The organism is Patescibacteria group bacterium (assembly GCA_028716045.1).
GTDB lineage: Bacteria > Patescibacteriota > Patescibacteriia > JAQUQO01 > JAQUQO01 > JAQUQO01.
Genome location: JAQUQO010000001.1, coordinates 57,451 through 79,809, shown reverse-complemented (window position 1 = coordinate 79,809; position 22,359 = coordinate 57,451). Strand labels below are relative to the sequence as shown.

General features: G+C 43.5%; 19 protein-coding genes and 4 tRNA genes. 11 read left to right on the top strand and 12 right to left on the bottom strand.

The window, feature by feature from the left end; genetic code table 11:
• Window positions 1–24: 24 nt before the first annotated feature.
• The 6 genes from PHG22_00405 to PHG22_00380 form a co-directional block, all read right to left on the bottom strand.
• The gene (locus tag PHG22_00405) at window positions 25–1,779 is read right to left on the bottom strand and encodes an Ig-like domain-containing protein (protein ID MDD5490241.1); all 1,755 of its coding nucleotides are present in this window, start codon (window positions 1,777–1,779) and stop codon (window positions 25–27) included.
• Between the two features lies 1 nt (window position 1,780).
• On the bottom strand, window positions 1,781–2,227 hold the full coding sequence (locus PHG22_00400; protein ID MDD5490240.1) for a GatB/YqeY domain-containing protein: 447 nt from the start codon (window positions 2,225–2,227) through the stop codon (window positions 1,781–1,783).
• Between the two features lie 12 nt (window positions 2,228–2,239).
• Entirely contained in the window at window positions 2,240–2,491 is a 252-nt protein-coding gene (locus PHG22_00395) for a hypothetical protein (protein MDD5490239.1), read from the bottom strand.
• A gap of 136 nt (window positions 2,492–2,627) precedes the next feature.
• Complete coding sequence (gene hisS / locus PHG22_00390) at window positions 2,628–4,103, bottom strand: histidine--tRNA ligase (GenBank protein MDD5490238.1); 1,476 nt, start codon at window positions 4,101–4,103, stop codon at window positions 2,628–2,630.
• Between the two features lie 17 nt (window positions 4,104–4,120).
• Window positions 4,121–4,723: a signal peptidase I gene (gene lepB / locus PHG22_00385; GenBank protein MDD5490237.1), complete on the bottom strand. Its 603-nt coding sequence runs from the start codon at window positions 4,721–4,723 to the stop codon at window positions 4,121–4,123.
• Between the two features lie 17 nt (window positions 4,724–4,740).
• Window positions 4,741–4,814, bottom strand: a tRNA-Val gene (locus PHG22_00380).
• A 271-nt stretch (window positions 4,815–5,085) separates the two neighbouring features.
• Here PHG22_00380 and PHG22_00375 point away from each other — a divergent pair.
• The 3 genes from PHG22_00375 to pth are packed head-to-tail and all read left to right on the top strand — an operon-like array spanning window position 5,086 to window position 8,615.
• On the top strand, window positions 5,086–6,660 hold the full coding sequence (locus tag PHG22_00375) for an LCP family protein (protein MDD5490236.1): 1,575 nt from the start codon (window positions 5,086–5,088) through the stop codon (window positions 6,658–6,660).
• Between the two features lies 1 nt (window position 6,661).
• Window positions 6,662–8,059, top strand: coding sequence for a ribosome biogenesis GTPase Der (gene der, locus PHG22_00370; GenBank protein MDD5490235.1), 1,398 nt, complete (start codon window positions 6,662–6,664; stop codon window positions 8,057–8,059).
• Window positions 8,060–8,075: 16 nt separating this feature from the next.
• Window positions 8,076–8,615, top strand: a complete 540-nt coding sequence (gene pth / locus PHG22_00365) for an aminoacyl-tRNA hydrolase (protein ID MDD5490234.1) — start codon at window positions 8,076–8,078, stop codon at window positions 8,613–8,615.
• Between the two features lie 70 nt (window positions 8,616–8,685).
• Here the strand turns inward: pth and PHG22_00360 are convergent, their stop codons facing one another.
• Window positions 8,686–10,455, bottom strand: a complete 1,770-nt coding sequence (locus PHG22_00360; GenBank protein MDD5490233.1) for an FHA domain-containing protein — start codon at window positions 10,453–10,455, stop codon at window positions 8,686–8,688.
• Window positions 10,456–10,846: 391 nt separating this feature from the next.
• On the opposite strand from PHG22_00360, the gene dprA reads away from it, so the two are divergent.
• Window positions 10,847–11,944 carry a DNA-processing protein DprA gene (gene dprA, locus PHG22_00355; protein MDD5490232.1) on the top strand — a complete coding sequence of 366 codons (1,098 nt, stop codon included), beginning with the start codon at window positions 10,847–10,849 and terminating at the stop codon, window positions 11,942–11,944.
• Window positions 11,945–11,958: 14 nt separating this feature from the next.
• On the opposite strand, the gene PHG22_00350 is transcribed toward dprA, so the two are convergent.
• Complete coding sequence (locus PHG22_00350) at window positions 11,959–12,744, bottom strand: hypothetical protein (protein MDD5490231.1); 786 nt, start codon at window positions 12,742–12,744, stop codon at window positions 11,959–11,961.
• 82 nt (window positions 12,745–12,826) lie between these two features.
• Between PHG22_00350 and topA the strand changes: the two genes are divergently transcribed.
• Window positions 12,827–15,040: a type I DNA topoisomerase gene (gene topA / locus PHG22_00345; GenBank protein ID MDD5490230.1), complete on the top strand. Its 2,214-nt coding sequence runs from the start codon at window positions 12,827–12,829 to the stop codon at window positions 15,038–15,040.
• Window positions 15,041–15,053: 13 nt separating this feature from the next.
• Here the strand turns inward: topA and PHG22_00340 are convergent, their stop codons facing one another.
• Window positions 15,054–15,242 carry a hypothetical protein gene (locus PHG22_00340; protein MDD5490229.1) on the bottom strand — a complete coding sequence of 63 codons (189 nt, stop codon included), beginning with the start codon at window positions 15,240–15,242 and terminating at the stop codon, window positions 15,054–15,056.
• Between the two features lie 508 nt (window positions 15,243–15,750).
• Between PHG22_00340 and PHG22_00335 the strand changes: the two genes are divergently transcribed.
• Complete coding sequence (locus tag PHG22_00335) at window positions 15,751–17,187, top strand: RelA/SpoT family protein (protein MDD5490228.1); 1,437 nt, start codon at window positions 15,751–15,753, stop codon at window positions 17,185–17,187.
• 42 nt (window positions 17,188–17,229) lie between these two features.
• On the opposite strand, the gene PHG22_00330 is transcribed toward PHG22_00335, so the two are convergent.
• Entirely contained in the window at window positions 17,230–18,114 is an 885-nt protein-coding gene (locus PHG22_00330; GenBank protein ID MDD5490227.1) for a ParB/RepB/Spo0J family partition protein, read from the bottom strand.
• A gap of 1 nt (window position 18,115) precedes the next feature.
• Entirely contained in the window at window positions 18,116–18,886 is a 771-nt protein-coding gene (locus tag PHG22_00325) for a ParA family protein (GenBank protein ID MDD5490226.1), read from the bottom strand.
• A gap of 41 nt (window positions 18,887–18,927) precedes the next feature.
• Between PHG22_00325 and PHG22_00320 the strand changes: the two genes are divergently transcribed.
• Window positions 18,928–19,293, top strand: coding sequence for a hypothetical protein (locus PHG22_00320; GenBank protein MDD5490225.1), 366 nt, complete (start codon window positions 18,928–18,930; stop codon window positions 19,291–19,293).
• Between the two features lie 154 nt (window positions 19,294–19,447).
• Window positions 19,448–19,532: transfer RNA gene (locus PHG22_00315), tRNA-Leu, on the top strand.
• Between the two features lie 55 nt (window positions 19,533–19,587).
• On the opposite strand, the gene PHG22_00310 is transcribed toward PHG22_00315, so the two are convergent.
• Window positions 19,588–20,430, bottom strand: coding sequence for a hypothetical protein (locus tag PHG22_00310; GenBank protein ID MDD5490224.1), 843 nt, complete (start codon window positions 20,428–20,430; stop codon window positions 19,588–19,590).
• A gap of 625 nt (window positions 20,431–21,055) precedes the next feature.
• Here PHG22_00310 and PHG22_00305 point away from each other — a divergent pair.
• The 3 genes from PHG22_00305 (at window position 21,056) to PHG22_00295 (ending at window position 22,303) form a co-directional block, all read left to right on the top strand.
• Window positions 21,056–21,129 (top strand) — tRNA-Met (locus PHG22_00305).
• Between the two features lie 42 nt (window positions 21,130–21,171).
• Window positions 21,172–21,245 (top strand) — tRNA-Met (locus PHG22_00300).
• Window positions 21,246–21,352: 107 nt separating this feature from the next.
• Window positions 21,353–22,303, top strand: a complete 951-nt coding sequence (locus PHG22_00295; GenBank protein ID MDD5490223.1) for a metallophosphoesterase — start codon at window positions 21,353–21,355, stop codon at window positions 22,301–22,303.
• Window positions 22,304–22,359 lie beyond the last annotated feature (56 nt).

Below are 22,359 nucleotides of genomic sequence, written 5' to 3'. Positions count from 1 at the left end.
AAATTAAAAATTGTAAAATAAAAATTACGGCGTCACTATCTCCGGACCGGGGACCTTCTTGTTCGCCGAGTCCCAAAGACAATTTTGGTAAACATCTTTAAGCTGTGAAGAAATACTCGGCCAATAACCGCTGGATTCAAAAAAGATATCGTGTTTTAAGCTGGTCCGCGTTTTCCTTAACGTTCGGCCATCAACTTCCACGCTTTCATTTTTAGAAATCGGGTAAAACCAGCCATACCACTTAGCGTCCTGCGGCTCGATGACCACGTTAGAATTATTTATTAAACTAACCATCATCGCTTTACTGAAATATATTTCTATGGGTTCTGTTTTATTAATATTATCCAAAATATCGCTCACGCCATCCGGCGGAGAGATGAATTCTCCGGTATTATCTTTATTTTGATGAATTATTTTTTCTACGGCTGGCGAGGTTAAATCAACCTCATCGCTGGTAGCAAAAGACCAGGAATAATTATCCGGATAATTATCTCCTTCTTTTTTATCAACCGCCCCGTCGCCGTCGCCATCCAAGGGGTTGTCACACATATCAACCACTCCCCCGTACGGGAAACTCACTTTTTCCGGGTCAATTGATTTGGCCAAAGCTGTTAATTGAGCGTTGGGCGGCAGACAAAAAACATCTTGCCCGCAGGAATTCTGCCCGCAAAGAACATTGGGAATAAATTCCACTGCTTGGTACTCATTGCCTATATTATATCCACCCTCTTTTGCCACCCCATTTTCCTTTACGCTAATATTCTCAAAGGGAGGAAAGACGCCAGCGGCGGACAAAGGGTCAATTGGTTCGGAAAAATTTATCTGCGCTACGGCGTTCCGCGCTACCGGATTTTTGCCCTCGGAATCGTTTGCCGGAAAAACATTTACCACTTGGGGTGGGGTGATATCAACAAAAGTGCTCACGGTAAACCCCCAACAATATACCCCCGAATTATTTTCACACCGGTCGGCGCCGCTAAAAGCATTTTTGCCATCCGCTTTCTTGATGTCATTAGAAAGAAGAACGATATAATCAGTAGAAACAGAGGAACTGCCCAAAAGATCCAAGGGCTTAAAAACAAAAGTTTTATTATCGCTTGTTGCCATGGCCGAGGCCTCTACAAACGGTCCCGTTTGAAAGGAGTCGCCTTTTTTAATAATACGCACGCTGGTGGTAATCAGACGATCAGAAAGTGAATCTCCAGGGATTTCGCCTTCATCAGCCCCGTCTTTAATAAGAGTATCTGCCTTGATTGATTCTTTGAAAGTAACGACAACTTTTGTGTTGCGAGGTATCTCTTTGGCATTGCGGGCCGGATAATGGCTTTGGATAATGCCAAACCCCAAACCCCCGCCGCCCGCGCCCGTTGCCGGCGTCTCCCCGCCCCCGACCGTAACGCCCGTGGCCCTAAGAAGTGAATTTAAAACAAAACTGGCGATGGAAAAAGAAGTAATAATTATCGCCAGTCCAATAGCCCCGTTCTTTAAAATTTTTTTGGCGGTCTCCATTTTTTCCTCATTGCCGGCGGCGGTCATCCAAAGAAATCCGCCATATAAAATTATCACCGTGGCGATCGCCCCTAAAAGCCCGAGAGCGATACGGATAATCCGCGCGATGGTTATTCTGATATCGGTAACTGCCAAACCGGAACTTTCTAAATAACCCAGTCCTGTGTCAACTTGCGCTTGGACAAAATAGGGAAATAAAAAAATAACCGTCACGACAAAAAATACCGTTAGGACAGTTATCTCTAAAAATAACTTTTTTTTGACAAGCATATTATCCCCCTAATTTGTTCTTAACTACCTCGGCTAATTTATTTCCGCCGGCTCGGCCCGCCGCCATTTTCACGACTTCTTTCATCACCTTGCCAAAATCCGCCGGGGCGGAAGCGTTTAAACTCTTCACCGCTTCATCAACTATTTTTTTAAGCTCTTCCTCTGCCAATTCTGCCGGCAAATATTTTTTTAAAATGGCTATCTCTCTTTCTTCTTTGTCCGCTAAATCTTCTCTGCCGCCTCTTTTATATTCCACGATGGAATCCTGCATTTTTTTTATTTCGCTTCTGATAACTTTCTCCGCATCGGCTTCGGTTAAATCTTTCATTTTGCTGATTCTGGCATTTTTTAAAGCGGCTTTAAGCAGGCGCAGTATGGACACTTCGCTTTCTTTTTTGCCTTTTAGGGCCGCGATGAAATCGGCCTCAATACGCTCTTGTAAATTCATAGTTAAAGCGTATTATTTCCTAAAAAATTTATTTTTATAATCCTCTTCTTTGAGCTTGCCGATTTTCCGCAAGTACTCTTTTTCTGCTCTTACTTTTAAGCGATGCAGAGCTGAACGCTTGCGCAAATTTTTATTGGTAGTTCTCTTAAAGTGCAAGCCCTCTTTTACCTGGATGAGCTTTTTGCTCTGAATCATCCGGCGGTTAAAACGCCTGAGCATTGCTTCAAAAGTTTCCCCTCTTTTGCGCTTAATTTCAAAAGACACGGGTTTTCACCTCCCCTGTTAATATTTAGAATCTCTTTATTATAATAGTATTTTTTTTAAATAACGTCAAATTGGCTAAAATTTATTAAAAAGACCCGTCAGTCGCGACTGACGGGTCTTTAATTTTCCTGGTATTCTAAATATCCAACCTCTTCTTTATCTCTTCTATGGTTTTATTAAAATCAATAACTTCCTGTATCCCGCCCTCCATATCCCTGATTAAAATCGTCCCATCCATAACCTCTTTCTGCCCTAAAATCAAGGTTAATTTTACGCCCAATCTATTGGCCATTTCCAGCTGCTGCCTTAAACTGTCTTTGGCAAAGCTTTCCGCCACGCGGATATTATTACGCCTCAATTCTTCAAATAACACCAAAGCCTTTCTTTTGGCGGTTTCCCCGAGCTGGGCCAAAAAAATCTGGGGTTTAGTCGGGTCATCAACTTCCACGCCCGCTTCCTTAATTTTCAGAATCAAACGTTCAATCCCTATGGCGAATCCGCAAGCCGGCGTATCGCGCCCTCCTAAACCGTAAATAAGCGTGTCATAACGTCCGCCGCCGCCCAGCGCATTCTGCCTTAAGGGCTGGGCTATCTCTTTTTCCTCTTCTTTCTTTTCTTCGGATTTAATTTCCTCCTCTTTCTTTTTCTCCGGTTCCGGGATATTGTCCGCCGGCCAAATTTCAAAGGCGGTACGGTTATAATAATCAAGCCCTCTGACCAAATAAGGATTTAAAATATACGGCACCTCTGCCTCATCTAAATATTCCAAAACTTTTACAAAGTGATTCTTACAAGGTTCACAAAGCCAATCCACCAGCTGGGGCGCCTCTTCTCTGATCTTAACACAGCCCTCTTCTTTACAATCCAAAAGACGTAAAGGATTTTTAGCTAATCTTCTTTTGCAATTTTCGCAAAGCGAGCTTCGTTTAGAGCGAAAATATTCAATTAACTCTTTTTTATACTCCGTGCGGCAAGTTGAACAACCGATACTGTTTATCTGGGCATTGACGTCTAAGCCCAACTCTTTACAAAAATTATGTGCCAAAATCACCAGCTGAGCGTCTACGACCGGGCTGGCATCGCCCAAAACCTCAAACCCCACCTGATGAAATTGGCGTTGTCTGCCGGCTTGCGGACGATCGTAACGGAACATCGGACCGCAATAAAAAAGCTTGACCGGCTGGGGCAAATTAATCATGCCATGCTCTATAAACGCCCGGGCGATGGAGGCCGTCCCCTCCGGGCGCAAAGTAACGCTATCTCCGCCCTGGTCCTCAAAAGAAAACATTTCCTTTTCAATAATGTCCGTCTGTTTGCCGATGGTTCTCACAAATAAATCCGTGGATTCTAAAATCGGGGTATCAATCCGTCCGAAAGTATAACCCCAAGCCAAGGCCTCGGCTTTATTGATAATGTAATACCAATATTTTTGTTCATTAGGTAAAATGTCTTTCATCCCGCGGAGTAATTGCGGAGTTTTGATTTTTGTCTTCCTTTCCTCTGGTTTTGGGGTATTGTCATCCACAGGTTTTTTAACCGCTTTAGTCTGCCCGTGTCTGCCAAAGAACCGCGCCCTGAATGGACTTTTTTTATTTTTTGGTTTGCGACCCATATTTTTAAAATAAATTTTTACAGATTATAACTTGGGTTATTAAAAATTTTTATCTTATTAAACGGCCAACCCCTAATCCAGGCCTTACCGACAATAAAGGGTTCAGCTATCGGGCCGAAAGTTCGGGAATCCAGGCTGGAACTGCGATTATCGCCCAAAACAAAGTATTCTCCCTCGCCTAATTCTATATCAATTCTCCCGGGGGTTAAAACTGTCGCGCTCAAATAATCTCTTTCGTCCAGGAGAATCTCCTGTTTTTTGTTCTCATCATAAAGATAAACCCCTCCGTCTTTCACAATAATCCGCTCATCCGGCAAACCAATAACTCTTTTGATAAAATACTGGCTGGGGTCCTGCGGATATTTAAAAACAACGATATCGCCTCGCTGGGGCATTTCCAGCCGATAAGAGATTTCGTCAATAATCAGATATTCGTGGTCATAAAAATTCGGTTCCATGGAAGCGCCTTTAACGTAAAAGGGTTGTATCAAAAAATACCTGACCGGGACAATGACTATCAAAGAAATAATCACCACTTTCACCAGCTCAATTATAAAATCGCTTATATCCTCGCCCCACCCGCTGTGTTTTTTAAAGATGTCTTTATTGTATTTAGTCATATTTTAATAATGCCGTGTGCTCGTGCCTGGGCTCGAACCAGGGACCTTACGGATGTGAACCGTACGCTCTAACCAACTGAGCTACACGAGCCTTCTTTCTGCCCCCGCCGAAGCAATATTTTAGATAACAAAAAACACTTTTTATCAAAAATTCCACAAAAAGTTAATTGTGTTCTCATTATAATATATAATGAATAAAAAGTAAACTGCTTTTTTAACTCCCCCGCCCGCCCCTCCTCATATTTTAGAGAAATCTCTCACTATGAGGAAAGGAAATTTTCGCTTTCTAACTCCTGCTCCATAATCCCTGGCTATCCCCCGCTGATTTGTATTTCTTAAAAAAATTTTATATAATCAACCTAATGACTTTGCCCAAACTAAATCTAATTAATCCTTTTGAAGGGGATAAAAAAAATTCGACAAAAATTATCGCCGGCAAATTTTTGATTTGCCTTTTTGCCGTTATTCTTATCCTCGGCGCCGGATTTATTTCTTATAATTTCTTTGGGGGTGAGGACACAACAGGGGGGAAAACCGCCGAAACCCCAAGCGGCATTTGGACTCAACTAAAACATTTGGTCACCAGCGAAGATAAAACTTTGCGGGGAGAAAAGGAAGGACGGATAAATATTCTGCTTTTGGGTATCGGGGGTGGGACTCACGATGGGTCACAATTAACTGATACTAACATCATCCTAAGTGTTGACCTTAAAAAAAATCAGGCGGCTATACTTTCTATACCTAGAGACCTCTATGTGCCTCTCGCCGAACAAAATATCTGGCGAAGAATTAACGCTGCCAACGCGCTCGGGGAATTTGATAAAAAAGGCCGTGGCCCGATTATCGCCCAAAAGACTATCGAAAATGTTTTTGACATTCCTATCCACTATTATGTCCGAGTTGACTTTGCGGGGTTTGAAGAGTTAATTGACGCCCTGGGAGGGTTAGAAATTTATGTGGAAAATACTTTGGACGATCCCCAATATCCCATTATGGGTAAAGAAAACGCCGAACCATACGAATCAAGATTTGAGCGCCTTTACATAGAAAAGGGCTGGCAAAAAATGGATGGAGAATTAGCTCTTAAATACGCTCGCTCTCGCCACGCTTTGGGCGCAGAGGGGGGCGATTTTGCCCGCGCCAAAAGACAACAGAACGTTTTAACAGCCGCCAAAGACAAAGCGCTTTCTTTCTCCACCTTTCTTAACCCTAAAAAAATAACCTCGGTCTATAACACCATAAAAGACAATGTTTCCACTAATCTGGAAATTTGGGAAATTTTAAAGTTTGTTGATGTGGCTAAAAAAATAGACACTGAAAAAATTGTCCGCCATATTATTGACGACAGCCCCGACAATCTTCTTTATTCGGCTGTCACTATTGATGGCGCCTTTATTTTAAAACCAAAATCAGGCGACTGGTCGGAATTATCCTATCTTGCTCAAAACATCTTTACTTCCACGCCCACCAGTATCGCCATCAACAGCATGGAAACAAAAAAACCAATCCGGCTGGAAATTTTAAATGGGACAAAAAAGAATGGGCTGGCAGGGAAAACTTCCTACCGGCTATATAAATATGGCTACGAAACCATCAAAATCGGCAACGCGGAAAAACAAGATTACACCAAAACTATCATTTACGATTTAACGGACGGCCAAGAGCCGGAAGCCCTGCGCACCCTTAAAGAAGAGCTGAACGCCAATATCGCCCTCACTCTCCCGGGATGGTTGACTACCTCTCTCTCTGGTACGGGTAATATGTTATTGAATTCTGAAACCGCGCAACTCTATAAAAAAAATATAAATAGCGCGGCGGATTTTTTAATTATTCTCGGGCAAAACACCATCCCGCTTATTTTTAACGAAGAACTTTTAAATGGCGCCATTAAAAACGGCAATCTGGCTACCCGTCCGATGTTGCCTAACACCAACTAAGATGTTAACTAAATCTTCCAAAAACCAACTGCCCAAAGTAGTAATCATCGGCAAAATGAATGTGGGTAAATCCACGCTTTTTAATCGTCTGGCGGAAAAACACCTTTCTTTGACTTCTCCCGTTCCCGGAACTACGCGCGACCGCCACTTTGCCGACACTTTTTGGAATGGTTATGGTTTTAAAATCATTGACACCGGTGGTATTATGGCAATACGAAAAACCGGATTTAAGGCCGGGGAAGAAATTGAGGAGGCCATTCAAAAGCAAACTCAAATCGCTTTGGACGAAGCGGAGGTGATTATTTTTATGGTGGACGGGCGCGAAGGGATTCTTTCACCCGATAAAGAACTGGCTAGAGCGATAAAACAAACCCGCAAACCGACGATTTTGGTGATAAATAAAATTGATAATCCAAAATTAAGAGCCGAATATCTTTCTTTGGAATGGCCCAAACTCAATTTAGGCGAACCAACGGCTATTTCCGCGGCCAACGGTTCGGGCGTGGGCGACCTGCTGGATAAACTGACCGACACTTTCAAAAAATTAAAAATCAAGAAAACCACTCTGGAAAAGGTAGAGAGCATCAAAATTTCTTTTATCGGCAAGCCCAACGTCGGCAAATCGTCTCTCTTAAACGCGCTACTCGGCGAAGAGCGCGTCATCACCAGTCCCATTGCCCATACCACCAGAGAACCGGAAAATATCTTGATGGAATATAAAAATAAAAACTTTCTGCTGGTGGACACCGCGGGTATCAGAAAAAAAGCCAGAGTGGAATCTGGTCTGGAAAGAATGGGCGTGGCTAAAAGCATTCAAAGCTTGGGGGAATCCGACATCGCCTTTTTTGTCACCGACGCGAGCGAAGCGCTTACCGTGCAGGATTCCCAACTTGCCGAAACTATAGTTAACTATGGAGTGGGAATTATTATAATCGCCAACAAATGGGATTTAATTGAAGAAAAAGATTCTGCCACCATCAACAAATTCGTTGATTATTATTATTCCCGTCTGCCCCAGCTCTCTTGGGCGCCGATAATTTTTATTTCCGCCAAAACCGGCAAAAGCGCCAGAAAAACTTTAGATTTGGCTCTGGAAGTTTGTGCCGAAAGAAACAAAGAAATCACTCAAAGCCAATTGGATAAATTCTTGAAAAAAATAATTAAAATACACCCGCCGACCAGAGGCAGCGGCGCCACCGGCGGAGGATTTGGCAAACCAACGCGCCATCCTTATATTTATGAAATAAACCAAATTGACACCAACCCGCCGAAGTTTCAAATTATCATCAGTAAAAAAGTCGTTCTGGACGAAAATTACGTCCGCTTTATAGAAAAACAAATGCGGAAAACTTTTGGTTTTACGGGCACACCGATTCATTTGGTAATAAAACATCGTTAAAATTTATCATAAATACATGAAATTAATTGTCGGCCTCGGCAACCCGGGCAAAGAATACGAAAAAACCAGACACAATATCGGCTGGCGCGTTTTAGATGCCCTGGATTTGGATTGGAAAGAAAATAAAAAACTCAAAGGGGAGATTGCCAAAGAAAAAAATACAATTTATCTAAAACCGCAAACTTTTATGAATTTGTCGGGGGAAGCAGTGGCAACAACTAAACAATTTTATAAAATAAAGCCGGAAAATATCATCGTGGTTTATGATGACCTTGACCTGCCCTTCGGCACAATGCGCATTAAAAAATCGGGTTCTTCCGGCGGGCATAAAGGCTTGGAATCAGTGCTGAAAAAAATAAAGTCCCCTGATTTTACGCGAGTGCGCCTTGGTACAGCCAACAACCAAAGAGCTAAAATTCCCGCCGAAAAATTTGTCCTGCAGCGATTCTCGCCGAGCGAAGAAAAAAAATTAAAGAACGTAATCAAAACCGCCAAAGAGGCGCTGCTGACAATCCTTACTGAAAGCGCCGAAAGAGCGATGAATAAATATAATTAAAGCATAAAAATAAAAAATCCCTCTCCGATATTTATCGGAAGGGATTTTGTTTTGGGAATTATTGTCTTGGCTACTTTTTCTTTTTTCCCTTATCCAGCCGAAATTCGTTAGTCCCGATTTTGATAATATCGCCGGGGCCGATTGCCTTTTTCTCAACCGGATTCAGCCGCTTTTTATTCACATAAGTACCGCTTTCGGAGTAAAGATCGGCAATATAGTATTTCCCGTTTTCGCGAGTGATGCGAGCGTGTTTCTGACTAACCTCATCGTCTCTCGGAAGCGCTATATCCATTTCGCTTGAATGGCCGATTATTAGAGCTTCTCCCTCCTTGAGGTCAAGCGGGCGTTCTCCCCCCTGATATGGACCAGCTGTAACGGTAAGAATATATTTCGGCGGTTTTTTGCTTTGCTCCCTTTTCTTTTTCTCCGCTACTTTCTGTTTTCCCGATACTTCCTGCGGCTTAAACTTTTCCATTAATTCATTCATTTCCGGCTTAATGTCGGAGAAATCGGGAGGACTCGCAGCTTCACCCGCCGTCATTTTTAAAACACTGGCCCCAATCGTTATTCTATCGCCAACAACGAGTTTCTTTTTTTGTACCCGTTCTCCATTGACAAAAGTGCCATTGGTGGTGCCTAAATCTTGGATATAGAATTCGTTTTTTCCACAGGTAATGCGAGCATGTCTTTTACTGACCATATCCTCCACAAGAGCTACATCGCAGTCAGCTGAACGGCCGAGTATAATCTCCTTATCCGCTTCGAGCGGAAAACTGCCGCCCTTGTATTTGCCGGCGATAAACCGCAAAACATACTTCAGCGGCTCTTTATTTTCTTTGTTGGGTATGCCAGTGGGTTTCCTAAACTGCCTACAAAAGTTTCTCTCTATCGCAGCGGTTCCCGTTTTTTTACCTCGCAAAAAGATGGTAATTTCTTCTTTCCTTTCTCCTCCATCGGGCAAAACACAAAGGTAAAATACGAAAGCGTCGGCATCATCGTTAAACTTTAACTCTATTGTGCCTATTTGGAGAATCCCGACCTTACTAATATCCAGTCCGGCCATTATTTTCAGACGGGCGAAAATAGCCGGCTGTAACTTTTGGGGCGGAATCATCGCCTGGTTTTTCTCGCCGTTAATACAATACTCTACGGAAAAACCGCCAGCTTTTGCGTAAGCAAGATAAATCTCCGTTGCTGCCTTCTTAATGGCGTCAAGAAGAATCAAGTTAACCAGTTTTACCACCGGTGCGTCATTGGCCATTTCCTCGTTTACCCTTGCTATATCCTCGGGGCCCGGCTTTTCAAATACGGGCGGTCCCAAAAATTTTTCTTTTTCTTCACCTTTCCCATAATACTTATCAATTGCCTCCAGAATCGCCTCTTCCGACGCCACCACCGCTTCAATATTGTAGTCGGTGATAAACTTGACGTCGTCAATGGCAAAGATGTTTGACGGGTCGCTCATCGCGAGCATTAACGTCTGCTCGTTGCGTGTTATGGCGATAACCATATGCTTCTCGGCGAGCTCTTTAGGGATGAGCTTAATGATTTCGGGAGAGATTTCAATCTTCCGCAAATCAACCGCCGGAATACGATACTGCTTAGCAAGAAACCCGGTTAACTGCTTTTCATCAATCAGCCCCAACTTGGTAAGGTGGAAATTTAACCTTCCACCCTCAACCCGCTGGGCCTCAATCGCCCTTTGCAATTGCTGCGCTGAAATAAGATTTTCCCGCACCAGCAATTCGCCGAGCCGCATTGAACTTGTACCTGGCTTCTTTGGAGTTTCGCCCTCTTTACCATCCGTGTCCCCATTCCCATTCTTCTTTTCGTCGCTCATTTCTTTTTCCTCCTAAATTATAGGTTAACAACAAAAAAACACTTTATTTTCAAACAACTAATTAGAAAATGATATAATAATTACCGTTTTCTGTCAAGACACGTCTGTCGCGACCGACGTGTCAAGGATAAAAAAATCCCGTTCCTAAAATTTGGAACGGGAACATCCTTTTTTTCAACTTGGCCGGCCCGCTTTTTCTTTTTCAAAAGAGCTTTCTTTTAGCTATTTTTTTCAGCCCCCACCATATCGCCACAAAAGCCACCGCTCCTGCGACGACAACAGCAATTTTCCATGTCTCAAATTCTAACATTTTTCCCTCCTCTGAAAAGTTTGTGCTATAATAATACCAACATTTATATTATATTACAAATAATCATTTTTGTTAAAGAAAATGGCAAATGAACTTTCTTATTGGGTAGCTCTTACTCAATTCCCCAAAATCGGTCCGGTCCGATTTAATAAATTATTAAATTATTTCCCCGACATAGCCGGTGCGTGGCGGGCTTCTTTTTCGGAACTAAAAAAAGCGGGGCTGGAAGAAAACATTGCCGAAGAATTCATCATTAAACGCCAAGAGATAGAGCCGGATAGAGAATGGCAAAAAGTAGAAGAAGAGAACCTGAAAATTATCACCATCAAAGATGCCGGATATCCCAAACTGCTCAAGGAAATATACAACGCCCCGTATTTGTTGTATTATCGCGGCTCGCTCCACGATATCAACAACGACTTTACCATTGCCGTTGTCGGCACGAGAAAAATTTCGCCTTACGGCCGACAGGTGACGGAGGAAATTGCCGCGCGGCTGGCGCAAAATAAAATTACCGTCATCAGCGGGCTGGCTTTGGGTGTTGATGCCTTGGCGCATCTTGCTGCCCTTAATAACCGCGGTAAAACTTTGGCGGTTCTCGGAAGCGGGGCTGATAAAAACAGCGTTTATCCGGTGGCCAATCGCTGTCTGGCGGAAAAAATCATTGCCGAGGGAGGAGCGATAATTTCTGAACACCCCATCGGCACCCCGCCCCTGAAGCACCACTTCCCCGCGAGAAACAGAATTATCGCCGGGCTTTCTCTGGGAACGCTTATTGTGGAAGCGGGCGAAGAATCCGGCGCGCTCATCACCGCCCGCTGTGCCCTGGAACAAAACCGCGAGGTCTTTGCCGTGCCGGGCAATATCTACAGTAAAACCTCCATCGGACCCAATAATTTAATAAAAATGGGGGCGCGGGCCGTAACTTCCGCCGAGGATATTTTAGAAACATTAAATCTGGAAAACTCGGAGATATTTACCGCCAACCAAAAAATTCTTGCTGATAATCCCTCTGAAGAAAAACTGTTGCTTTATCTTTCCAAAGAACCGAAACATATTGACGAGCTGGTGCGAGAAACTAAACTGAACGCCGCGGAAACGGCCAGCGCCCTGACGCTGATGGAGATGAAGGGCAAGGTTAAAAATTTAGGCGGCATGAATTATATTTTGGCGAGATAAAAAAAGCGCTCTGTTTAAGAGCGCTTGGCATTCATTTTTAATTCGGTGAATAAATTAATCAAGGCTTCGGCAAAATATTTTGATAATAATTCGCCTTTGGCCCGCTCTTCTTCGTCTCTCCCCCGAAATCTGCCATGAATTTCAATTTGGATAAAATTACCCCGTCCGCCGTTCTTTTTAAACTCCTGGTTTAAATAATTTATCACCGTTGGATAGCCCTGACCCGTGCCATCATACATTTCTCCCCTAAAAGCTATGGCATTAGGAAGATAAATTGTATAGTCGCCGATTAATCCAAGATAAAAAGCCAGCCCGCGGTCCAGATTATGTGCCGGATTCACCGTTTCCCGATGCATAGTCCCGAGGACCAGGTCGGAGTCCTCAAATCTCCCTGGTTTAGAAAATCCGTGGAGGTCTAAGACGACGCAATGGCCGAAGCGCGAGTGAACATCGCTTGCGCGCTCTAAAATCTTTTGGTAGTATAACTTACGAATACTTTCGTTGATATACTGCCGATGGACCTGTTGCACCAGAAGATAAGGGCAACACCCAGTGCGCTCAACAACATTTTTTATAATGTTCCACGCGATAAACTTCACTCCGCCGTCTCTTTTTTCGTTCGGAGCCACGCGCTTAAGAGGAACCACTTGGCCGTTTTTGCAAATTTCAGTCAAATGACCGTCGTGGGGCACCGACAAAATCAAAGGGATATCTCCAGCCACTTCATCAAGCGGAGTATCGCCGTAGAGATATTTCTCCGGCGCTTTCCAATCTATCTTTTTTCCTGATAAAACATACATTATTTCCCTCCTTTTATCAGAATTACAGTTATTAAAAAGCAAAAATTTAAACGTCTAAATAGTTTAATACAATACCTCTAACATGTCAACTAAACTAGTCATCGTGGAATCTCCTACCAAGGCCAAAACTATCGGTAAATTTTTAGATAAAAATTACCGCGTGGAATCGTCTTTCGGCCATATTCGCGATTTGCCTAAAAGCAAAATGGGTATTGATATCCCCAATAATTTTGAACCGCAATACATCATTCCGCGGAGCAAACAAAAACAGGTGACCCTGCTTAAAAAAGCCGCCAGCAAAGCCGCAGAGATTATTCTGGCGTCCGATGAAGACCGCGAAGGAGAAGCGATTGCCTGGCACCTGACTTACGCTCTGGATTTGCCAAAAAATAAATACCAAAGAATTGTTTTCCATGAAATTACCAAGGAAGCGATTTTAAACGCCCTTAAAACTCCCCGCGCCATCAATCAGGATTTAGTGGATGCCCAGCAAGCCCGCCGCGTGCTGGACCGGCTGGTTGGTTATGAGCTTTCCCCGTTTCTCTGGAAAAAGGTGGCCAAGGGTCTTTCGGCCGGGCGCGTCCAATCTGTGGCCGTGCGGCTGACCGTGGAAAGAGAAAGAGAAATTCAAAATTTTAAGAAAGAAGAGTACTGGAGCATTGCCGGTGAGTTTGCCACGGCCAAAAAAGAAAAAATCACCGCCGCGCTGTATAGACTGGCCGGAAAAAAAATCGGCAAAATGGATATTGGTTCTGAAACTGAAGCGACGCAAATTAAAAAAGAATTGGAAAAAGGTGATTATAAAATTGCCGAGGTCATCAAAAAAGAAACTAAAAAATCTCCGCTCCCGCCTTTTACGACTTCCACTCTCCAGCAAGCGGCCAATCATCGCTTGGGATATTCTGCCAAACAAACTATGATGCTCGCCCAGCAACTTTATGAGGGCGTGGAGCTCGGCAGCGAGGGCGCCATTGGCCTGATTACTTATATGCGCACCGATTCCGTCAATCTTTCTGAAAAATTTTTAAAAGACTCCCAAGATTACATAAAAAATAATTTGGGGGCGGAGTATGGCCGGAGCAAAGCGCGCTTCTTTAAAAAACAATCCAAACTGGCGCAGGAAGCTCACGAAGCCATTCGTCCGACCGATGTCAACCGCCACCCCGAAGCAATTAAAAACTTTTTAGACCCCCGACAATATAAATTATATAAATTAATCTGGCAAAGAGCGCTGGCTTCGCAAATGGCGGAAGCGATAATTGATAACACTATTATTGACATTGTCGATTCCCAAAAAGATATTTTCCGAGCCAAGGGTTCTATTATAAAATTTGCCGGGTTTTTAAAAATTTACCCCCTGCAGACCGAGGAAAATGTTCTGCCGCCAATTGACACCGAGGAAAAAGTAAATCTTCTGAAAATTATCCCCGCCCAACATTTTACCGAACCGCCGGCCAGATATTCCGATGCCACCCTTGTTAAAACTCTGGAAGAATACGGTATCGGCCGCCCATCCACCTACGCGCCGACCATCAGCACTATCATTGACAGGGGCTACGTGGAGCGCGATGAAAATCGCCGGCTCAAACCCAAAGACATCGCCTTTCTCGTTATTGATTTATTGATAAAACATTTTTCGCAAATTGTGGACTACAAATTTACCGCCAAAATGGAAGATGAGCTGGATGCCATCGCTAACGATAAAAAAGAATGGCAGCCGATGATTAAAGAATTTTACGGACCATTTAAAGAAAATCTGGACAAGAAATACGAAGAGGTGAGTAAAAAAGAAATCACCGAAGAACCGACTGACAAGGTTTGCGCCAAGTGCGGCTCGCCGATGGTGATAAAAACCGGACGGTTCGGCAGATTCTTGGCTTGCTCTAACTATCCAGCTTGTAAAAATACCAAAAATATCGGAACTGATAATAAACCGGAAGAAGAAATAACTGATGAACTCTGCGCCAAATGCGGCTCGCCGATGGTGATAAAAAGGGGCCGCTTCGGGAAATTTTTGGGTTGTTCAAAATATCCGGAATGTAAAAATATAAAATCCCTTGCTAAGGAAACGGGGGTTAAATGCCCCGAATGTAACGAGGGTGATATTGTGGAAAGAAAATCCAAACGCGGACGTTTATTTTATTCCTGCAACCGCTATCCCCAATGTAAATTCGCTCTCTGGCAAAAACCCACCGGCGAAAAATGTCCCGAGTGTCAGCATCTGCTCGTTTATGGCGCCAAGAAAAAAATCATCTGCTCTAATAAAGAGTGTCATTATTCAAAAGAAGCCGCTTGATAAGCGGCTTCTTTTAATTTTGTAGCTCTGGTTGTATTTTTTTATTTTTCCGAATTTCCGGATTTTTATATTTATCAGGATTCTGTTCTTTTCTTAAGTCATCCAATTCTTCATCTAACTGATTCGGCGGTCTTTTGCTTATTTCTTCTTCTCTCTCCCCTTTCTTTTTCTCAAGTTCTTTTTGGGTAAGTTTTTCCAACATATATAAAAATTATTATTCTTCAGGTGAGCCAGAGGAGATTCCCTAAATGACATTGTGAATGCTCAGGGTTTTGCTCATGGCCCACCATGTATTTATTTTATCATATTTACGACTTTTTTCAAGACCCACAGTTTAAAAAGATTACCTACAAAAAAACTTTAAATTAACATAACTAATGTCTTTGTGAGTGAATCCCGCCATGGCGGGATGAGCGAAGCAATCTATAATACAATGCCGTAATGTTTTATAAAGTATTGAGGATCGCTTCACCTACTGCTCGCCATGACAAAAAAGAGTATTCGCCACACAAAACGGCCTCTGCGTCTTAACACGTCCCTAGCCCCGCCACAAACGCGAAGTATCAAAAACAGAAAAACTCCCTGACCAAAGTCGGGGAGTTTTTCCTGTCTCTCTAGGATTTTAACCCTTGAACATTCACAAATATAGGATAACATAATTTTAAAAATTTGTCAAGACCTTTATATTTTTATATAATTATGTTAGCTTTATGCAGACATTAAACCAACTGACTAACATCATCAGAACCAATGACCCGGGCGCCGATTTGGATATGATTGAATTGGCCTATGAATTCGCGGAAAAAGCCCATCGGGGACAAAAAAGATTGTCCGGCGAGGACTATATCGGACATCCTCTGGCCACGGCCATTATTCTGGCAGAAATGAAATCGCCTATTCCCATTATTATTGCCGGACTGCTTCATGATATTCCCGAAGATACTAAATATACCATCAAGGATATTCAGGATAATTTTGGCAAAGACATCGCCTCCATGGTTGCCGGCATTACTAAATTGGGTAAAATAAAATACCGCGGCATAGAGCGTTACGTGGAAAATTTGAGAAAAATGTTCATCGCGATGGCCGCGGATTTACGAGTAGTGGTTATTAAATTCGCTGACCGCATCCATAATTTGACTTCTCTTAAATACCAGCCCCCCGTCAAGCAACTGCGCATCGCCCGCGAAAGCCTGGAGATTTATGCGCCGATTGCCAACCGTCTTGGCATGGGCGAGCTCAAAGGAAAACTGGAAGACCTTTCCTTCCCTTATGTTTATCCGCAAGAATATAAATGGCTCAAGAAACTAATCGCCAGCACCTACGGCGAAAAAGAAAAACATCTAAAAAAAGTGATCCGGCTGATAAAAAAAGAATTGACTAAGCAGGGATTTAAATACATTTCTGTCCACGGCCGGACAAAACATTTGTACAGTTTATATAAAAAATTACTGCGCCTTGATAAAGACATCTCGCGCGTCTATGACCTCGTTGCCTGCCGCATTATCGTCCGCGACATACCCGAATGCTACACCGTTCTCGGCGTCATCCACACTATGTTCCGTCCTTTGAAAGGACGCATTAAAGATTATATCGCCCAGCCCAAACCGAACGGCTACCAGTCGCTTCATTCAACTGTATTTTCTCCAGACGGAGAAATTGTGGAGGTGCAGATACGCACGCAAGAAATGCATGAAGAGGCCGAGTGGGGTATCGCCGCCCACTGGCATTATGATGAAAAGGGGTCAATCGTGCCGGATAAAAAATTATCCTGGGTTCAGGAGTTGGCCAAAATACAAAAAGAAATGGAGACCAAAGAAAAATTTTTGGAATCTTTGGAATCCTTAAAAATAGACGTTTTTCAGGACCGCATCTTTGTCTTCACTCCCAAAGGCGATGTTATTGACCTTCCTGAACGTTCCACGCCGGTAGATTTCGCCTATTATGTCCATACTGACATTGGCAATAAATGCAACGGCGCGAAAATCAATGACCAAATCGCCAGTTTGGACACTCCTTTAAACAGCGGCGACGTGGTGGAAATTATCGTTGATAAAAAAAGAAAATTGCCCAACAGGGATTGGCTGAAATTCATTAAAACTCATAACGCCAAAGGTAAAATCAAGACCGCCCTCAAGGAAAAATAAAAAATCTCCGCTAAAAAAGATAACCGGCGGAGATTTTTTAAATTAAATAATTTTGGAAATAATATCGCTTAATTCTTCTTCGGAGTAATATTCAATCACTATTCGGCCGCCCTGGCCGCTTTTTTTAATATTAACTTTCGCCCCTAAGGCGTGGCGCAATTCTTCTTCATAGGCCGCTAAATTGGAGTCAACTCGCCGGACATGACTTTTCACCGTCACCGACCGCACCGCCTCTTCGGAAGCGCGCACCGAGAGTTCGTCTTTTAAAATTTTTCTGACGAATTTTAACTGTTCTTTTTCATTTGGTAATTGAAGAATTATCCGGGCATGACTCTCGCTCAATTTGCCGGCGCGCAAAAACTTTTTTATTTCTTCCGGTAAAGAAAGCAGACGTAAGGAATTAGCCACGACCGGACGGCTTTTCCCGACTTTTTTCGCCACTTCTTCCTGTGTCAGGCCGAATTCATCACTCAATCTTTTGTAGGCCACGGCTTCTTCCATCGGATTAAGGTCTTGCCTCTGAACATTTTCTATCAAAGCCAACTCTAACTTTTCCTGGCCCTGGGCGGTGCGAATTATGGCCGGAACTTTTTTCAAGCCGGCGATTTTGGCTGCCCGTAAACGCCTTTCACCGGTGACCAATTCATACCCCTCTCCTTTTTTTGTGACAATGAGCGGCTGAATGATACCATGTTCTTTTATGGAATTAACTAAATCTTCAAGGGCCTGATGGCCGAAATCCTGGCGCGGCTGGGCGGGGTTGGGAGAAATATCCGTTACTGGCAATTGAAAAATTCTCTCACCGTCTTCCGGCAAAGAGTGTGAGCGGAAAGAGGCCTCTTTGGTTGCGACTGGCTCTTTTTCTTTATTGGAACGACTGGGAATAAGCGAACTTAATCCCCTGCCCAGTCCCCCTCGTATTGACATATTAATATTGCTCCATTATTTCTAATAATTCTTTGGCAAATTTTTCATAACATTTTGCCGCTTTTGACCCGCTATCATAATTCAAAATGGTGGCGCCATGGCTCGGGGCTTCGGCCAGACGAACGCTCCGCGGTATCACGGAACGAAAAATTTTATTGGGAAAATACTGGTACAACTCACTGAAAACATCGTTGGCCAAACGATTGCGGCTGTCAAACATCGTGAGCAATGCTCCTAAAACTTCCAATTTTGGATTCAAATTTTCTTTGACCAAGCCGATTGTTTCCAACAACTGGCCAAGGCCCTCCAACGCGTAATACTCCGCCTGCACCGGAATAATCACCGAATCAGCGGCAGTCAAGGCATTGACGGTTAAAAGACCGAGTGATGGCGGACAATCAATGATAATATAATCAAAAGAACCTCGCACCTCTTCCAGGGCATGGGCCAAACGATATTCTCTCTCCTCTAAATTTACCAATTCTATATTGGCACCGGCCAAATCCATAGTTGAAGGCGCCAGGCGATAACCCTCTTGATTGGTCGGTAAAATAATATCGCGTATTTTCACTTCCCCCAACAGAACATTGTAAATACCCTGCTGTAATTCACGGTGATTGACTCCCAAACCAGAAGTGGCGTTGGCTTGCGGGTCTAAATCAATAAGTAAAACAAATTTTCCGAGTAACGCCAAATAAGCGCCCAAATTCATGGCAGTGGTGGTCTTGCCCACGCCGCCCTTTTGATTAACTACCGCAATAACTTGCGCCATATTTTAACAATATTATTTTAATATACTACTTTTTTAAAGTTTTGACAATTGTTAAAAAGTGTGATAAACTGATTTTTACTAGTAAATCTAGCCGGGGATTGAGTGAGCGAAGCGAACCGAAAGGCCGAGGCGGCGGAATCTTTCGACTCATTCCATTCGCTCAAGATTATTCAGAAAAAATGACGTTTAATATTAATCAGGTCTTGAGTGAGCGGAACGAACCGAAAGGCCGAGGCGGTGGAATCTTTCGACTCATTCCATTCGCTCAAGATTATTTAGAAAAAATGACGTTTAATATTAATCAGGTCTTGAGTGAGCGGAGCGAACCGAAAGGCCGATGTGGTGCCTGCCTACCGGTAGGCAGGGAATTGGCATACCCCGCAAAATTTTCGCTCCGCTCAAATTAACGGGGCAGGCACGCACGACTAACCCGTAAAGACGTAAAAATTTGCGTTTCTGTAATTTGTATATTTAGACATAGAAATGATTCATGAATCGTCTCTACAAAACGATAAAACGAGGATTAAAGTAAGAAAAAGAATATTAAAAATCTATTATTCAGCCGATGTGGTGGAATTGGCATACACGCACGACTCAAAATCGTGTGGAGCAATCCATGTGGGTTCAACTCCCACCATCGGCACCAAATTAAAAAGGACCTTGTTTGGTCCTTTTTTAAAAAATTCTTAATTTTAAAGCGACTACAGAACTACGAGGACGCGGAAAGCGACGTTGCCGTCGTGAGTGCCACGCCAGCGGCAGTGCACGCCCGCAAGCCCGCCGCGCTCGCGACCACCCCCAATAAGACGGGAGTTAGAACCGTAAACGTTCTCGCACCACTCCCAGGAGTTGGTGCTACCTAAATCGGGCAGGGGCTCGTTGAATTTATTGCGGAGGTAATTAAACATATTTCCAACGAAATTATACTCCTCCGCATATGGCGAGCGAACCTGCTCCGACGGGAAGCCAAGAACTTGCGCGGCTTTGGCGAGAATACCATCTTTGCCGTACAGTTCATCCCAGCTCACTCCGAAACGGCTTTTAAGGCCAAGGACTTGCCCGAGCTTGTCATCGGGATAGCCGTTTGGGTCGTCCCAGTTCGGCTTGGCAATGGTTTCTATGGCCACGAAACGACCGGGTAGGGGCTGGCGCTTGATATCGGCGATATTGAGATACCTCCCCCATTCCGGCTTGGAAAACGATTCGGGATATTTATCCTCGGTGATAGCCGGGATGAACAGAATGCGGAAGCCGTATTTTTCGAGCTTCGCCGCCTGCTCATCAGTAAGCCGGGGACCGACCGCAATCCCGAATTCTTCCTCATAGAACTCTGGAGTGATAATGCCGCCGGGCAAGAACTTGGTTCCACCCTTAGGGTTTAACAATGCTTGAAGTTTACGGTGAAAATTCTTAGCATCTTTACTATTAAGCCGCTCCACTACTTCCTTCACATCAGACAAATACTTTTCTCCCATAACTTTTTCTCCTTCCGCCAAAGGCACTAGCCAAACCAATCCCGAACCATTCGGAACCGAGTTGGACATTCACCATTTGGCAAAATACCCTACTCTCCGGGCCGGAGTTTTTGCTTATATTCGCGATTATCGCAAATATAAGCGGTAAAAAGAACCACTTTATAAAATAACACAAAATCTTTAATTCGTCAAGACCCCGAGCGCTTTAAACGTCAAAGGGCCAATGGGTTTGACAAAAACATGATTTATTTATATAATACAAGATATAATCATCGCGGGGTACCTGCCTGCCGGCAGGCAGGGAGCAGCCCGGCAGTCCCGAAATTGTCAAAATCTCCGATTTTGCAACAATTTCGAGGATCCTCGATTTTTAGGCCGCTTGCAGCGGCTCTAAAAATCGGGACTCGCCAGGCCTCGCTGTAATTAAAATCTATAAATGGCAAACTATTTCACATACATCATTAATAGCATACCATTTAATAAATATTATATAGGTCATTGTAATAATTTGGATACCAGAATAAAATACCACAATACGGGTAAAAACAAGTCAACAAAACCGTATTTGCCGTGGCAATATGTTTATATAAAAGGATTTCCGACCAGATCAGAAGCGGTTAAACATGAAAAATATTTAAAATCATTAAAAAGTAGGAAAGCTTTGGAAAAATTTGTTGATAATTGCCAACAACATCGCGGGGTAGAGCAGCCCGGCAGCTCGCCAGGCCCATAACCTGGAGGTCGTGAGTTCAAATCTCACCCCCGCAACAAGAAAAAAGCTGTAAGCCAAGCGGCTTACGGCTTTTAAAAGCCAGGGTAGCTCAGTTGGTAAGAGCGTGGCACTCATAACGCCAAGGTCGAGGGTTCGAATCCCTCCCCTGGTACATTTACTACGACGCTCATAATCCCGAGTACTCGGGATCGGTGGTTCCCAGCCAGAGGCTGGTCCGCCTTTGGCGGAGACCCCACCCGCCGCTACTATTAAAAATTCATGACTTATATTTATTTTGATATTATAATTTTTACTTACCTCTTTCTGACAGCGTTGCTGTCTTTTTTGTTTTGGCAAAAAATTAAACAGCGACAAGGTAAAAAAATAATTTGGCAAATTTTAATTACCCTGACTATCTTTTCGGGGTTGGTTATATTTTATGGCAGTTTTATAGAACCGAGAATAATCACCGTAAAAAATAAATATCTTGATATCAATCCAAATTCCGATAATACCGTTACCATCGCCCTCCTCTCCGATATACATGTCGGACCCTTTAAAAAGAGCGGATTCGTCAATAAAATCTCTTCCAAACTGCTGGCATTGAATCCCGATTTAATCTTCTTCGCCGGCGACCAGGTTTTTGGAGGATATGATAAAATAGACGGGCTGAAAAATCTCGCGCCGGCGACCGAAAGAATTCCCTCGTATGCCGTGAGCGGCAATCATGAATATGATATCGGCCGTATCTACGAATTCAATAAATTTATAGACAAGTCCAGCGAGGTGCAAGATATTTTTGAGAGTATCGGGGCCAACTATTTATCTAATGAATCACGGCTTATAAATATCCGCGACAGCCAATTCTGGCTTTTGGGGATTGACGACGTCTGGGCTGGTTTGGATAACATGGAGCACGCCCTGAAATATACCGATAACAATTATCCTAAAATTGTCCTTGCCCATAGCCCGGATATAATGAGAACTATTATCCGGAGAAATCGCCAAGTGGCTTTAATCCTTTGCGGGCACACTCACGGAGGGCAAATCCGTTTGCCCTTTATCGGCTCCGTGCCGACTATTCCGACTTTCTTCGGCCGCCAATACGACAAAGGGCTTTTTAAAATAAAAAATTATCTCCTCTATATAACGAGCGGCATCGGGGAATCCGGAACCCGGGCCAGATTATTTAACCCGCCGGAAATAGTCCTGCTCCACATAAAAATATAAAAAGACGGAAGTAAAATTCCGTCTTTTTTAATTTCCGTAGTCGGTAGTCCGTAAGC